This window comes from Bradyrhizobium sp. (assembly GCF_050014615.1).
Lineage (GTDB): Bacteria > Pseudomonadota > Alphaproteobacteria > Rhizobiales > Xanthobacteraceae > Bradyrhizobium.
In genome coordinates, this window is record NZ_JBEKCZ010000141.1 from 1 (window position 1) to 14,110 (window position 14,110).

11 protein-coding genes are annotated in these 14,110 nt (G+C 59.4%); 7 read left to right on the forward strand and 4 right to left on the reverse strand.

Annotated features, from left to right (window positions below; translation table 11 throughout):
* Together ABR948_RS20975 and ABR948_RS20980 are read right to left on the reverse strand one after the other, a co-directional pair.
* The coding region (locus ABR948_RS20975; RefSeq protein WP_428121553.1) for a cation-transporting P-type ATPase at window positions 1-272 on the reverse strand (272 nt) is incomplete at its 3' end.
* A gap of 164 nt (window positions 273-436) precedes the next feature.
* Entirely contained in the window at window positions 437-2,059 is a 1,623-nt protein-coding gene (locus ABR948_RS20980; protein WP_428121555.1) for an oleate hydratase, read from the reverse strand.
* Between the two features lie 422 nt (window positions 2,060-2,481).
* Between ABR948_RS20980 and ABR948_RS20985 the strand changes: the two genes are divergently transcribed.
* Both ABR948_RS20985 and ABR948_RS20990 read left to right on the forward strand, forming a co-directional pair.
* Complete coding sequence (locus tag ABR948_RS20985) at window positions 2,482-2,991, forward strand: hypothetical protein (RefSeq protein WP_428121558.1); 510 nt, start codon at window positions 2,482-2,484, stop codon at window positions 2,989-2,991.
* Window positions 2,992-3,305: 314 nt separating this feature from the next.
* A complete protein-coding gene (locus ABR948_RS20990) occupies window positions 3,306-4,679 on the forward strand; it encodes an NRAMP family divalent metal transporter (RefSeq protein ID WP_428121560.1) in 1,374 nt (457 codons plus the stop codon).
* A gap of 328 nt (window positions 4,680-5,007) precedes the next feature.
* Here ABR948_RS20990 and ABR948_RS20995 read toward each other — a convergent pair whose 3' ends face one another.
* Window positions 5,008-5,196: a hypothetical protein gene (locus ABR948_RS20995; protein WP_428121562.1), complete on the reverse strand. Its 189-nt coding sequence runs from the start codon at window positions 5,194-5,196 to the stop codon at window positions 5,008-5,010.
* Between the two features lie 233 nt (window positions 5,197-5,429).
* On the opposite strand from ABR948_RS20995, the gene ABR948_RS21000 reads away from it, so the two are divergent.
* The 5 genes from ABR948_RS21000 to ABR948_RS21020 all read left to right on the forward strand — a co-directional run bounded on the left by ABR948_RS21000 (window position 5,430) and on the right by ABR948_RS21020 (window position 13,492).
* Window positions 5,430-5,615 carry a hypothetical protein gene (locus ABR948_RS21000; RefSeq protein ID WP_428121565.1) on the forward strand — a complete coding sequence of 62 codons (186 nt, stop codon included), beginning with the start codon at window positions 5,430-5,432 and terminating at the stop codon, window positions 5,613-5,615.
* A gap of 173 nt (window positions 5,616-5,788) precedes the next feature.
* Window positions 5,789-7,096, forward strand: a complete 1,308-nt coding sequence (locus tag ABR948_RS21005; protein ID WP_428121567.1) for an MFS transporter — start codon at window positions 5,789-5,791, stop codon at window positions 7,094-7,096.
* Between the two features lie 17 nt (window positions 7,097-7,113).
* Window positions 7,114-8,736 (forward strand): NAD(P)-binding protein, encoded by a 1,623-nt coding sequence (locus ABR948_RS21010; protein WP_428121576.1) that lies wholly within the window; start codon window positions 7,114-7,116, stop codon window positions 8,734-8,736.
* Window positions 8,733-12,404 (forward strand): pyruvate:ferredoxin (flavodoxin) oxidoreductase, encoded by a 3,672-nt coding sequence (nifJ, locus tag ABR948_RS21015; RefSeq protein ID WP_428121569.1) that lies wholly within the window; start codon window positions 8,733-8,735, stop codon window positions 12,402-12,404. Before ABR948_RS21010 ends, nifJ begins: the two co-directional genes overlap by 4 nt.
* Before the next feature lie 56 nt (window positions 12,405-12,460).
* Window positions 12,461-13,492, forward strand: a complete 1,032-nt coding sequence (locus ABR948_RS21020) for a dihydroorotate dehydrogenase-like protein (RefSeq protein ID WP_428121571.1) — start codon at window positions 12,461-12,463, stop codon at window positions 13,490-13,492.
* A gap of 233 nt (window positions 13,493-13,725) precedes the next feature.
* On the opposite strand, the gene ABR948_RS21025 is transcribed toward ABR948_RS21020, so the two are convergent.
* The coding region (locus ABR948_RS21025) for a BON domain-containing protein (protein ID WP_428121574.1) at window positions 13,726-14,110 on the reverse strand (385 nt) is incomplete at its 5' end.

Below are 14,110 nucleotides of genomic sequence, written 5' to 3' on the forward strand. Positions count from 1 at the left end.
ATCAGCTCGAGCAGGATCGCCGCCTCGAGCATCCACGGCACGGGCGCTGAGAACTTTTCAAGCGCCGATCGCAACGGATGGACCGCCGTATCGGGCATCTCGTTTGGGCCAAGAGTTTTCAGTCGACGGCGAGCCTGGTCGCTCGCCAATCCACTCACCGAATCAGCTGTCGCTTTACTCATTAATTCACGCTCCAAGTCCGTGAAAATAGCCGAACAAGCCCGTTCTGGTAAAATGTTCTTGGGCTGCCGAATTCCGGATTCGGTGATCAATATCGCTCACTATCAAATATAAAAGGAACGGGGCAGCTTGGAGTGGAACTAATGCCATTGCCCCATGGCGTTCGATCCACCGCGCGCGGATTCAGCGGATCTTGCCGCGGAATTGAAAGGCCTGGGGGGTGCGCACCATCACGGTTACCGGCGATGCATTTCGTTCAATCGGTCGATTTCACTTGAGCTTTGATCAAAGCATCAAGTTTGACTTTGATGGATCTGTCGTGATGCAGGATGGGCGGCACCTCACGTTCAATGCCGAGCAATTCGTAGACCGCCATCTGCGCGGCGCGAAACGAATACTCGACCGTGAAGACGACGTCCCCCGGAATTTCTACAAACTGACTGACGAAGGCGAAGTTCTTCGAGCCGATCGGAACGGGCAGCGGTCTGTCGCTGAGCGCGCGCGGCATGAACATGCTGGTAATATAGGGCATTCTGCAGGGGATACAGATTGCGGAGGTGAAGGTGTCCAAGTCAAAATTCAGGTGCCCGCATAGTTCCTGCAAGATGTCATTTCCCGTGCAGTCAGACATCGACTTGGGAACGAAGTCACCGATGCGCTCGAGATGCAAGGCGTATCCCCAGAACACCTGAACGTCAGGGGGCTGGTTGGCGAAGTGAGGCTGATGCGCCAGAACGACCGACATCAGCCAGGCGGAGTCCTTGAACGTAACCAGACCGCCGGTCCCGGCCTTGTTGCCGGTGAAGCCTTCCATTCTGTCAAAAAACACGGAGTTCTTGAGCGTGACGGTAAAGGACTCCCAGCACGATTCCGCGATGCTGGTGTTGAATGCCGCAGGGTTACCGAACTCGGGGTGGCCGTCGGCCAGCCTTTCCCAGAGCGCCCAGCCTTGACTATCATTCTTGGTCAGGCGCTTGGGAGCACTCGTCATTGACCCAAAGCTGGATGAGTCGGTCATCGAACCATTTTGAAAAAATACTAGATCGTGTTCACCCACTGCAACGGCTTCGCTTTCGCCACCGATCGTATAGTGAACGACGTTGATGGCGGTTAGGCCTTTCTCGGTCTTCAGACCGAAATCGGTCACGGTGCAACCGGTCAGTACATTGACGCCCTGATCGACAAGCCAGCTTTTCAAAGGTTGCACCAAAGAGTCGAACTGATTGAAGACTGTTCGCTTAACGCCGGCCAGGGTTTCGATCCGGGAAAATTCAAGCATGAATCGATGCAGGTAGCGCTTGAACTCTACCGCGCTATGCCAGGGCTGAAAGGCGAACGTCGTCGACCACATGAACCAGAATTTCGTCTCGAAGAATGGCGGTGAGAGCCAATCAGTGATACGGCTCGCGCCAAGTGCGTCTTCGTCAGCCTCCGACAAACGGACCAATTCGATGCGATCTTGCATCGAGAATCCCATCGATGTTACGTCGATCTTCGCACCATTGCGATCGACGAGCCGCGCCTGGGAATGCGACACGTTGCGCGCATTGAACTCGATCGTCTCTTCAAAAACCGATTTACCAGCCGATGAAAGCGACGTAATCGATTTGAAAAGACCCCAGGTACATTCGTAATTGTCGGTCGTCAGCATACGACCGCCGCGAAGGGTGTAGCCCGCGACGGCGTTCCCGCCACCGTCAAGGCTGCCGCCTAAAACCGGCATCGCTTCATAAATCGTGATGTTACGACCTGGAACGCCGCCATCCCTGATCATGAAGGCGGCCGCAGCCAGCGAGCCGATGCCACCGCCAACCAAATAGGCCTTGCGATCAGCGCCTCTACCCGCAACGAATCGCGCCGAACTATCTTCCCTGATCATAACAAGATGCCTGCTTTTAGTGCGAGTGCACGATTCGCCTTCGGATCAAGGCGCGCACGAAATGGCTATTGCCATGCCGATTTCGACGCTCCGGAGCGCTGAACGACAGGACCGCGTCAAGCACTAGAGGCCGCTCGGCGGCTGAAGCAAAGGCTCGGAAACTACTCAATACCGAAGCTGGCAAAGCTGGAGGTCGATTGGCTTCGGAAGTAGCCGGCGGCGCGATTGATGGAACGAATGTCCGCTTTACCACTTGCTACAGAAAGGACGTCGCACCCGGAAGAGTGCGATGTCCCGAACGACCTTAGTGTGGCCCCCGCACTGAGGCCGTTCCCTTACAACGACTTTCGTTGAACCGGGTTCGAATAAGAGTGACGACTCTGGTTCAAGTTCTACCGGTGGGCGAAGCGGCATGTCACGCAATGACAACTAAAACGGTGTCGGCGAGAGAGATTACAGCTATGGATTATTGCGGAGTCGAGTTTAGCGCGGTTGAATCTGCGGAAGGTTCCTGCTGGAAATGGCAACTGTCGATCTTGAACGACGGTTTTGTAAAAGACTGCGGAGAGGCGGCAAGCCAAGCGGCAGCTATCAATCAGGCTCACGAAGCCATTGGCGAAGGCTTGCGGGCCCATGCAATCCCTGATCCGGAAGCATCGTTATCGCGACTGACAAGCGGTGTCTTACACATCCTCCACGGGGCACGTAGTCTGCCTTCTGGCGAAGCTATTGCGCTCCTGAGCCCGTTTTTGAATGCCATGCGCAACAGACCTTCCGGGACTGACGGACTTGCAGATGCCTCGGCTGCCGCTGTGGGCGCGCTTGTGCAGACACTGGAAACCAGGGGCGTTGCCACCGACGATCTCTGGGAAGAGGCCATCGAGGCGTCGCTCAGCTTCGTGAATGAGATCGCGCCGCCCCCGCGGCTCTAACAGCTCCCCTTGATCTCCGCGGCCAGCACTCTACGGATGGCGCTCGCGGAATAATGCTGTAAATTTTTGTGACTAGGCTATGTAGGCAATCAGTCGCGCGATCTGCACCAGCCATAGGGCCGCAATCCGGTGACGGCCGCTTTGCGGAAGCTGGGAAAGCCGGCTATCGCCTTCGCCGCGAAATGACCTATCCGGTTGACAGATGACGTCATTGTGGACGCAATATCATAACCATTCACATCAAGTTTTCGGATGAATTCTGCAATTGCGCTAAAGCCCCGATGGTCAGAGGCAATAGGATTCAAATTTCTCTCATGAGCGAACTCCCGGCGCCCGCCCCCGAGCAGCTCGCGGACATCGTCACCTTGACGCCGGAGGATTTGAGCCGCTCCCGCGATCGAATGCGCGTACTCCAGGCGCGTAAGCACGGCGGGCGACCCAAACTCCTATGGCTGCTGACCGGCCCGGGCATCCTTGTCATGCTTGGCGAGAACGATGGTCCAAGCATGCTCTCCTACGCGGCAAGCGGGGCCACCTACGGAATCGGTTTCTTCCTGCCATTCATCGTGGCGACGTTCCTGGCCTCGTTCGTGGTCCAGGAGATGTCGATGCGCATCGGCGCGGTGACCCATCGCGGTTACGGCGAGTTGATCTTCCAGCGATTCGGTCCCTTCTGGGGCTGGATCTCGGCTGCTGATCTGGTTTTGACGAACCTGATCACGCTGGTCACCGAGGTGATCGCCATCCGTGTTGGAATGGGCTTTTTTGCAGTGCCGCCGTTCGTTGCCGTCGGCTGTGCCGTGTTGCTGGTGGCTGTGACAAGCGGCGGCGCGCGCTATTGGCGATGGGAACGCCTAGCCATGGCATTGGCGTTGTTTAACTTGCTGTTTGTCGCGGTCGCTGTCTTATCCCGCCCGTCACCCTGCCAGTTGGTGGACGCCCTGGTGACCTGGACGCCGCTGCCAACCGGCCCGTTCCAGGGCTTTCTACTGATCCTAGCATCCAACATTGGCGCGACGGTCACGCCATGGATGCTTTTCTTCCAGCAAAGTGCATCGGTGGACAAAGGCCTGACGCCGAAGGACATCCCGCAGGGGCGGCTTGACACGGCAATTGGAACGGCGCTGGCAGCGCTGGCAGGATGTGCGGCACTCGTCGCCGCTGCTCCGCTGTTCGTCCACCATGTCGACTCCAGCAGCCTACTGGGAGGAGCGGGATATGCCGAGGCGCTGCAGCCATTGATTGGAGGCTTTGGCTCGGGCCTGTTCGCGCTTGGCTTGATCGAAGCGGGTGCCGTTGCCATGCTGACCATCTCCGCTAGTACCGCATACGCTGTTGGCGAGGTACTCAGCGGGAGTGCCCACAGTTTCAACCGGACCATCCGCCAGGCACCGCTGTTTTACGCAGCCAATATCGGGATGGCCCTGTTCGCCGGAATCATTGTGCTGATCCCTGGCATGCCGCTGCTCACAATAACGTTGAATGCGAATTTGCTGGCAACCATATTGATGCCGGCAGCGCTGGTCTTCCTGCTTGTTTTGGCAAACGATCGAGAAATCATGGGCGCGCGCGTCAATTCCGGCTTAACCAACGTATTCGGCGCGCTAATAGCCCTGCTCGTTACCCTAGCTGGCAGCAGCTATGCGATCCTCGCTTTCATCAATTCGCTTTCTCCTAAAGGAAGCTAACCGGTGCCCCCAGATGCATCCAATCGATAGACTGTCGCACGGGCACCCCGACGAGGAGCTGATACAGGCCTTGGAGCCGGACCAACTTGTTGCCGCGACATCCAGGCCGCTATCCCGCTACCAGTTGAGCCATACTGCCAACATGGCCTTATGGCTCCTTCGGATATTTGTGCTCTTGATGACGGCACTCGTTGTCTACACGTTCGTCAAGGCTCTCCCTTAGGGATCCCCGTAGTTGATCCGCAAACGGTTCACCCAGTGAATTGCCAGCGCACATTGTCTTTGGATCGGCGCGGAAGCCGATCGACCACACCGATGGAGGCCAGCATCAATCAGCTTCATCAAGGGAAGGACGGGGCTCGCGAAATCCGTGCTGACTTGCAAATCGAAGGGCATCGATGATCAGCTTTTTGGCTCTGCTGGGCCCATCGTCATGCGTGTAATCAAGCTGCAGTAGCGACGCAAACGCGTCGACGTCCAGCGCTTCAAGCTTGTCAGCCATTTCTTTCGCATCCATACCCTGCTCCTCATGCGTTGACTGCCACCTGCCGCCGTTAAGCCTGCAATCGGCCTGCGGTTCCCTTGGCCGCATCGGCACCCTCTCTAGCAAGCGCTTTCACCGGCCCCATTTCGATTGCGCTGCGCCGGTGGCCGTCGCACTCCAATTCGATGGGACTGCCATCGGGAACGATGCCTACGCTTGCACGTTATAGGCGCAGATGCGCCTTTGGGGCATAGCGGGAGATTTGCATGACCGATAAATTCGATCCCGCGCCTTTCGACAAGCACGCCGCGGACCCCAAGGAAGCCCTGAAAGCCGACCTCATCGTGGATGAGCAGCTCCAAGCCGGTGTCGTTGGCGGTTCGTTTCCCGCATCAGATCCTCCCAGCGCTACGCAACCGTCACCCTCTAAGTATGATGGAGGGACGGAATGATGAATACCAGCGGACAGGACGCTGCCCTGCCGGTATGACAAGAATACCACGATAACTCTGAGTAGTTTCCGAGCCTAGCTCCCCATCCTCCCGGCTGACAACATTGAACGCGCCTTCGTTGGGCAGTGCACTTGTGCTGCCAACCCCGGCGAGCGTTGCGGCGAGGAGACACCATGCAGGACAAATCGGCGCGAGACGCTTCAGACTTCCATTGGCCGTTCATCGCGGCTTGGGTTTTCTGCGTGGTGTTTTACTTCCTGCAATATGCCCTGCGGTCGGCTCCGGGGGTCATGGTACCCGAGCTAACCGCCGCATTCGGGCTATCGGCGCTGGGCGTGAGCTCCCTCATCGGCCTTTACTACTATACGTATTCGACCTTCTCGATCCTGTCCGGGGCGAGCCTCGACCGGTACGGCGCCAAATTTGTCGTTCCCGTCGGCATCGGACTTCTTGCAATAGGTGCCGTCCTTTTCGGCTTGGGTAGAGCAACGGCAGCCGATGCCGGCCGGCTATTCCAGGGCGCAGGATCCGCTTTTGCCTTTACCGGTGCCGTCTATCTGGCAACGCATGGGTTTCCGGCTCGCTACCTCGCGACGGCTATCGGGTTTACCCAATGTTTCGGCATGCTCGGCGGTGCGGCGGGCCAGTTTGCCGTCGCACCATTGATTCACGGCGTGTTCTCCTGGCAGCAATTCTGGATTTTTGGCGGGATAGCTGCAGCGGTTCTGACGCTGATCGTCCTCGTCGTCACTCCCGGTGGGCATGCGGTACGCTCCGCGACGCAGGACTCGGTCTGGTCGATGTTCACACCCTACAAATCGGTGCTCAGCAATCCGCAGTCATATCTCTGCGGCTTTGCGGCCGGGCTTCTGTTCCTGCCGACAACGGTCGGCGACATGATCTGGGGCGTTTCGTTTCTGCGGGAAGGTTGGCATATCGGTTACGCCGAAGCTGTCAACCGAGCCGCCATGGTGCCCCTCGGCTGGGTGATAGGCTGTCCTTTGCTCGGATATATCGCTGACCATTTCGGACGCCGCAAGCCGGTCCTGATCGGTGGAGCGTCGTTCATGCTGCTGGTCGCGCTCGCGATCCTGTACCTGCCGCACGACATCATCCCCCCCTATCTCGCTGGATTGTTGCTCGGCATCGGCTCGGGCGCAGCGATGATTCCCTACACGATCATCAAGGAGGTCAATGCAGACGAGGTGAAGGGCAGCGCCACCGGTGCGATCAACTTCCTAGTTTTCACGCTGAGCGCCCTGATGGCGCCAGTCTATGGCTGGGTTTTGGTCAAAGTCTCGAATGGTGGACCGTTGGATCTGCCTGTGTTCCAGAAGGCTGGAATAATGGGCGTCGGCGGAATATTTCTCGCGATCGTGCTCTCCTGCTTTATCCGGGAGACCGGGACCGCACTGCTCCGTCGCAAGACCGGCGACGGCCCCGGGCTTCAAATTGTTCCGGTTCTTGGAGGCGCCAAGTGAGCAGCTTTGCCCGCGATATGACGCCCGTCATCAATCTTACCCGAGAGAGAGGGGCTGGTGCAGTTCGGCATCAGCGTCCGATCTATGTGGACCTGCTTCCTCCCTGCAACGCCGCCTGCCCCGCCGGCGAAAACATCCAGGCGTGGCTTGGCTTGGCACAAGCGGGAAAGTACCGCGCGGCATGGGAAACGCTGATCCGCGACAATCCGTTACCGGCAGTGCACGGGCGTGTTTGCTATCACCCCTGCGAAACCAGCTGCAATCGCAAGGAGCTCGACAGCGCCGTCAGCATTCACGCCGTCGAGCGGTTCCTGGGCGACCTAGCGATGGAGCAATGCTGGCCGATGCCGGTCGACAAGGTCGGCGCCGGCAAGCGTGTACTGGTCGTCGGTGCCGGGCCAAGCGGATTGTCTGCCGCCTATCATCTGACGCGGCTCGGCCATCAGGTCGAGATCCACGATGCCGGGCCACTACCCGGCGGGATGCTGCATTTCGGCATTCCGGCCTATCGCCTTCCGCGCGAAGACCTGATGAAGGAGATCAGGCGGATCGAGCAGATGGGCGTCAAGTTCGTGGCCAACCATCGGGTCGACGACGTGCTGGCCGAACAGAAGACGGGCGAGTTCGACGCGGTCTTTATCGCGATCGGCGCCCATCTCTCCAAGCATGTCGATATCCCGGCGCGCGATGCCATCAAGGTATTGGATGCCGTCTCTCTGCTTCGCGACGTGGAAGCTGGTGCCGCGCCGCGTCTGGGCCGGCGCGTGGTCGTCTATGGCGGAGGCAATACCGCCATGGACGTTGCCCGTACGGTCCGTCGCCTCGGTGCCACCGAAGCGATGATCGTCTATCGCCGGGACCGCGTTCATATGCCGGCCCACGATTTCGAGGCCGGAGAAGCCCTGACCGAAGGTGTTAAAATAAAATGGCTGACATCGATCAAGGCCATCGACGGCGCCGATCTCACGGTCGAGGTGATGCGCATCGATGAGAGCGGCCACGCGCAGCCGACCGGGCAGTTCGAAACGCTTAAAGCCGATGCGCTGGTGCTGGCACTTGGCCAGGACGCCGACAGCGGATTCCTCAAGAAAATTCCCGAAATTGCCTTTGACCCCGACGGCTGCGTCGTGGTCGCGCCGAACATGATGACCGGCCGGGCCGGCATTTTCGCCGGTGGCGACATGGTGCCGACTGAACGCTCGGTCACCGTGGCGACCGGGCACGGCAAGAAGGCGGCGAACCACATCGATGCGTGGCTGAGAGGCGAGATCTACACGCATCCCGCGAAACATCCCGTCGTCGAATTCGCTGAACTCAATCTGCCTATCTACGCTGACGCGCTGCGTTCCACCCAGCATGAAATACCGGTTGCGCAGAGAGAAGCCGGTTTCGATGAGGTCGTCAGCGGCTTGAGCGAGAAAGAAGCGCTGCACGAGGCCAAGCGCTGCCTGTCCTGCGGCAATTGCTTCGAATGCGACAATTGTTATGCCGCCTGCCCGGAAGACGCGATCATCAAGCTCGGCCCGAACCAGGGCTACGAGATCAAACTCGATCTTTGCACCGGCTGCGGGGTGTGCGTCGAGCAATGCCCCTGCCACGCCATGGAGATGGTTGCCGAGCCGACGGAGGTCAGGACATGAATGCCGTGATCAAGCTGAATTCAGGCGCGGCCCCAAAGCCGGCGGTAGAGCCGGTCGCCAATAAAGCAGTCAGGACCACCATGGACGGCAATACCGCCGTCGCCCACGTCGCTTACCGGGTCAATGAAGTCTGCGCCATCTATCCGATCACCCCCTCCTCCACGATGGCTGAACTTGCCGACCAGTGGGCAGCGGAAGGAATCCAGAATATCTGGGGCAATATTCCCCTGGTCCAGGAAATGCAAAGCGAAGGCGGCGCGTCAGGCACCGTCCACGGCGCATTGCAGTCCGGCGCGATGACGACAACGTTCACATCATCGCAAGGCTTGATGCTGATGTTGCCCAATATGATGAAAATCGCTGGCGAGTTGACCTCGACGGTGTTTCATGTCGCCGCGCGCTCTCTCGCAACCTCGGCCCTGTCGATCTTCGGTGATCACTCCGATGTCATGACCGTTCGCACCACCGGCTTTGCGCTCATTTCATCTGCCAACGTGCAGGAAGCCCACGACACGGCATTGATCGCCGAGGCCGCGACCCTGGAGGCAAGGGTACCGTTCCTGCATTTCTTCGATGGCTTTCGCACCTCGCATGAGCTCAACACGCTGGATTTGATTCCCGATTCCAGCATTCGGGCGATGATCTCGGACGATCTTGTCCGCGACCATCGCGCCCGTGCGCTCGACCCCGAAAACCCCTTCATCCGGGGTACCGCGCAAAACCCTGACACCTTTTTCCAGGCCAGAGAGGCGGTCAGCCCATTTTACGCCAAGGTACCAGGAATCGTCGATGGCGCGATGGCCCGCTTTGCGGGGCTGACTGGGCGCGCTTACATGCTCTTTGAATATGAGGGAGCGCCCGACGCCGAACGCGCTCTCGTTCTGATGGGCTCTGGCGCGGAAACGGCGCGCGAAGCCGTCAAGGCGCTGGCCACACAAGGCGAAAAGGTAGGTGTTCTGCAGGTGCGGTTGTATCGTCCGTTTTCGGCCGCGCATTTCCTTGCCGCGCTCCCGCCGTCGGTTGGTGCCATCGCCGTCCTCGAACAGACCAAGGAACCCGGCGCTGCCGGGGAGCCCCTCTACCTTGATGTCGTCGCTACCCTCGCCCAGGGCTTTGGATCCGGCCAGCGCGCATCAATGCCGCGCGTCATCGGCGGCCGTTACGGATTGTCCTCCAAGGATTTCACGCCGGCCATGGCTAAGGCTGCGTTGGATGAACTCGCCAAACGTAACGACCAGCACCAATTCGCCGGACGAAACAGCTTTACCGTCGGCATCGAGGACGACGTTTCGTTTAGCAGCCTCTCCATCGAAAAAGAGTTCACGATCGAGCCGGCAAAGACCACGCGCGCGGTTTTCTACGGGCTGGGCGCCGACGGTACGGTCGGCGCCAACAAGAACAGCGTAAAAATCATTGCCGAAGACGCGAAACAATATGCACAGGGTTACTTCGTCTATGATTCCCACAAGTCCGGCGCGCAGACGATTTCGCATCTGCGATTTGGGCCAGATCCGATCAAGGCCCCCTATCTGATCGCCTCGGCTGGATTCGTGGCCTGCCACCAGTTCGGATTTCTGGAGCGGCAGGACCTGCTGAGGGTTGCCGCGGCGGGCGGCGTTTTCCTTCTCAACAGTCCATTCGGGAAGGAAGAGACCTGGGACGAACTGCCAAAGTCTGTGCAGCAAGAGATCATCGACAAGAAGCTGCGCGTTTTTGTCATCGACGCATCCACCGTGGCTCGGGATGTCGGCCTCGGCGTGCGCACCAACACGGTTCTTCAGACCTGCTTCTTCGCGATATCCGGTGTCCTGCCGCGCGAAGAAGCGATCCGGCATATCAAGGAATCGATCCGCAAATCCTACAGCGGCAAGGGCGAAGCCGTGGTGGCGAAGAATTTCGCCGCCGTTGACGCCACACTGGCCCGGCTGTTCGAGATCAAGGTGCCGCCAACAGCCACCAATCCGAAAGACAAGCCCCCGATCGTCGTCACCAGCGCCCCCGATTTCGTCAAGCGCGTGACATCGATGATGCTGGTGGGGCGCGGCGACGAGCTTCCCGTCAGTTTGATCCCGGCGGATGGAACATTTCCGTCCGGAACCTCTGCTTTTGAGAAGCGCAATATCGCGGAGGCAGTTCCGGTCTGGGAAGAAGACCTCTGCATCCAGTGTGGGCAATGCAGCTTCGTCTGCCCGCACAGCGTCATTCGTGCACGCTACTACAATGAGGACGCCCTGGTGGGTGCGCCGGCTTCGTTCAAATCCGCGCCGGTCAATGCGCGCGGCTATCCGGAAGCGCGCTTCACGCTGCAATTCTATGTCGAGGACTGCACGGGTTGCGGCCTTTGCGTGGAAGCCTGCCCCGCGATCAGCCCGCGTGAGCCGGACGTCAAAGCAATCAACCTTGCGGAGAAGGCGCCGCTTGTGGAGGCGGAACGCTCCAATATCACCTTCTTCGAGGGCTTGCCGGTCAATGACCGGGCACGGGTCGATTTTGACAAGGTACGCGGCATTCAGTTTCTTGAGCCGTTGTTCCAGTTTTCCGGTGCGTGCGCCGGCTGCGGCGAGACACCCTACCTCAAGCTGCTGTCGCAGTTGTTCGGCGACCGCGCGCAGATTGCCAATGCGACTGGCTGCTCATCGATATACGGAGGCAGCTTGCCGGTGACGCCCTGGGCCGTCGATCACGACGGCCGTGGACCGGCGTGGTCGAACTCACTGTTTGAGGACAATGCCGAGTTCGGTCTCGGCTTCCGATTGGCGGCCGACAAGCATCTGGCGCTTGCACGGGCACTGTTGGTGGAGCTCACGCCTGTCGTCGGCGAAGAACTGGCAGCTGGCGTCCTTAACGCACCGCAGATCCACGAATTCGAACTGCGCGCGCAGCGCATCCGGGTTGCCGAGCTCAAGACCCGGCTGCTCAAAGTCGAAAGTGAGCCGGCGCGCAATCTGCTCTCCGTGGTGGATCATCTCGTGCGCCGAAGCATCTGGATCGTCGGCGGCGACGGCTGGGCCTATGACATCGGCTTTGGCGGGCTCGACCACGTCATGGCGACCGGACGCAACGTCAATATCCTGGTCCTTAACACCGAAGTCTATTCCAACACCGGCGGCCAGGCCTCGAAGGCAACCCCGCTCGGCGCGGTCGCAAAATTCGCGGCGGCCGGCAAGCGCGTCGCGCGCAAGGATCTCGCGCTGCAGGCCATCGCCTATGGCAACGTCTATGTTGCTCAGGTCGCGATGGGCGCCAATTCGCAGCAGACGCTGGACGCGTTTCGAGAAGCGGAGGCCTATGACGGGCCCTCACTCATCCTCGCCTATAGCCAGTGCATCGCTCACGGCATCGACATGCGGTTCGGCATGAAGCAGCAGGACCTTGCGGTCGCCTGCGGCTACTGGCCGCTGCTGCGTTTCAATCCGACCATGCGAAGTGTTGGCAAGAGCCCGTTCCAGCTGGATTCGCCGCGCCCGACGATTCCATTCAAGGATTATGCCTATAACGAGGTCCGCTATTCCTCTTTGGCGAGATCGCTTCCCGATGAAGCGGCGGTACTTCTTGCCAGCGCGCAGGCCGCGGTGATCGACAAATACCGGCAATACGAAACGCTCGCAGCACAAGACGGCAGCCGCTTTCAGCCAGGCGGCGACGAGCTTGCCCGGCCGACTTCCTAGTGTAGCAACTGATCAACTCTCTTCACACCGCAGTGCGACCAGTCCAGGAGAACCCGATGGATTTAGCGACACGCTATATGGGCCTTCAGCTTAAAAACCCACTGGTGGCGTCGGCGTCGCCGCTGACGGGAGAGCCCGACTCGCTCAGGCGGCTTGAGGATGCCGGCGCCGCCGCCTTGATCCTGCCGTCGCTTTTTCAGGAGGAAATAGAAGCGGAGACCGCCCGCTACGAACATCTGACCAGCGTGCACGATGACAGTTGGCCGGAGGGTCTTAGCAATTTTCCGAAACTGGCCGACGCGCAACATGGGCCGCACGAGTACCTCGAACTTGTTCGTCGCGCCCGGCAGGCCGTTGAGGTGCCGGTGATCGCTAGCCTGAACGGCGTCAGCAACGAAGGCTGGACCTCCTATGCCAAGCAACTCGAGCAGGCCGGAGCGAACGGGCTGGAACTCAATATCTATTTCATTCCGGCCGATCTTGCGGCGACAGGCCGCGATGTCGAGCAGCGTTATCTCGACATCCTCAAATCGGTGCGGGCGACGGTCTCGATCCCGGTCGCGATCAAGCTCAGCCCTTATTTCAGCTCAGTTGGCAACATGGCCATGGCCTTGCACGATGCGGGCGCCGACGCGCTGGTGCTGTTCAACCGGTTTTATCAACCCGATATCGATCCGAGCCGCCTACAGGTGCTCACCGACCTAAAGCTCAGTGACCCGAGCGAGATCAGGCTCCCCCTGCTCTGGCTTGCCGTACTCGCAGGCCGAACCAGGGCATCCCTCGCGGCCAGCACCGGCGTGAACAGCGCCGAGGAGGTGGTGAAATATCTGTTGGTCGGAGCCGACGTCGTGATGACGACCTCGTCCCTGTTGCGGCAAGGCCCCGGCCACATGACTACCCTGCTCACCGGGCTGGAGAAATGGCTCGACGCCAGAGGGTTCACATCTCTGAAGCATGTGCGGGGTATCATGAGCCAGCGCTGCTTGCGTGATCCGCAAGCATTCGAACGTGCCAACTACATCAAGATCCTGCAAGGCTATCAAGCGCCTGCCATGAAAGCGGGCGGTCTCCGCTCGATCGTACGCTAAGTCAGGCCGATTGCGCGGCGCCTCAGCCTATATCATGTGCCGAGGCGGAACCAGAACGAGATCATGCTTCTATGACGGCGGCGAGGCTCCTTCGGAAACTTTCGCGGCCGCGTCGACCTGTTCGTCCATCTGGACTCCAGTCTGTGAGGAATCGCGCTGGTTTCGCGCTTCGCTACCTCAACAGCAAATTGATCTGCGTGCAGCAGATCGACTTGTGGTCGAACGGCGCCTCTTCAATTAATGGAGATCAGGTCGCTGACCTCGGTGACACCCGGCGCGGACCAAGCCGTATTCTCCGCCAAGGTTCGTTCATAGTAGCTGTCGACTTTGCCACTGAGCGTAACTTTGCCTCCCTCGGTGCTCACAACGATATGCTCGGCTTCGAACTCCGCATTCCGTTCGAACGCTGCCTTGATCTTTTCCTTAACGTCGAAAGCATCAGCGCTAGGATTGATCGTTACTTGGTTGCTGACACCCATCACACCAAGAAGCTTGCGGACGTCCATCTCGGCCGCGTGCTTTTGATAGTACCAGTTTACGTCGCCGCTCAGCGTGATCCACCCCTTGTCGACCTTGACCTTCACCTTGTCCTTCGGGACGGAGAGATCCCAGGAGAGG

Bases quoted from the DNA above. Each gene is read 5' to 3' on its own strand.
- nifJ (WP_428121569.1), top strand. From the start codon at position 8,733: ATGAATGCCGTGATCAAGCTGAATTCAGGCGCGGCCCCAAAGCCGGCG.
- ABR948_RS21020 (WP_428121571.1), top strand. From the start codon at position 12,461: ATGGATTTAGCGACACGCTATATGGGCCTTCAGCTTAAAAACCCACTG.
- ABR948_RS21005 (WP_428121567.1), top strand. From the start codon at position 5,789: ATGCAGGACAAATCGGCGCGAGACGCTTCAGACTTCCATTGGCCGTTC.
- ABR948_RS20990 (WP_428121560.1), top strand. From the start codon at position 3,306: ATGAGCGAACTCCCGGCGCCCGCCCCCGAGCAGCTCGCGGACATCGTC.
- ABR948_RS21000 (WP_428121565.1), top strand. From the start codon at position 5,430: ATGACCGATAAATTCGATCCCGCGCCTTTCGACAAGCACGCCGCGGAC.
- ABR948_RS20985 (WP_428121558.1), top strand. From the start codon at position 2,482: ATGACAACTAAAACGGTGTCGGCGAGAGAGATTACAGCTATGGATTAT.
- ABR948_RS20980 (WP_428121555.1), bottom strand. From the start codon at position 2,059: ATGATCAGGGAAGATAGTTCGGCGCGATTCGTTGCGGGTAGAGGCGCT.
- ABR948_RS21010 (WP_428121576.1), top strand. From the start codon at position 7,114: ATGACGCCCGTCATCAATCTTACCCGAGAGAGAGGGGCTGGTGCAGTT.
- ABR948_RS20995 (WP_428121562.1), bottom strand. From the start codon at position 5,196: ATGGATGCGAAAGAAATGGCTGACAAGCTTGAAGCGCTGGACGTCGAC.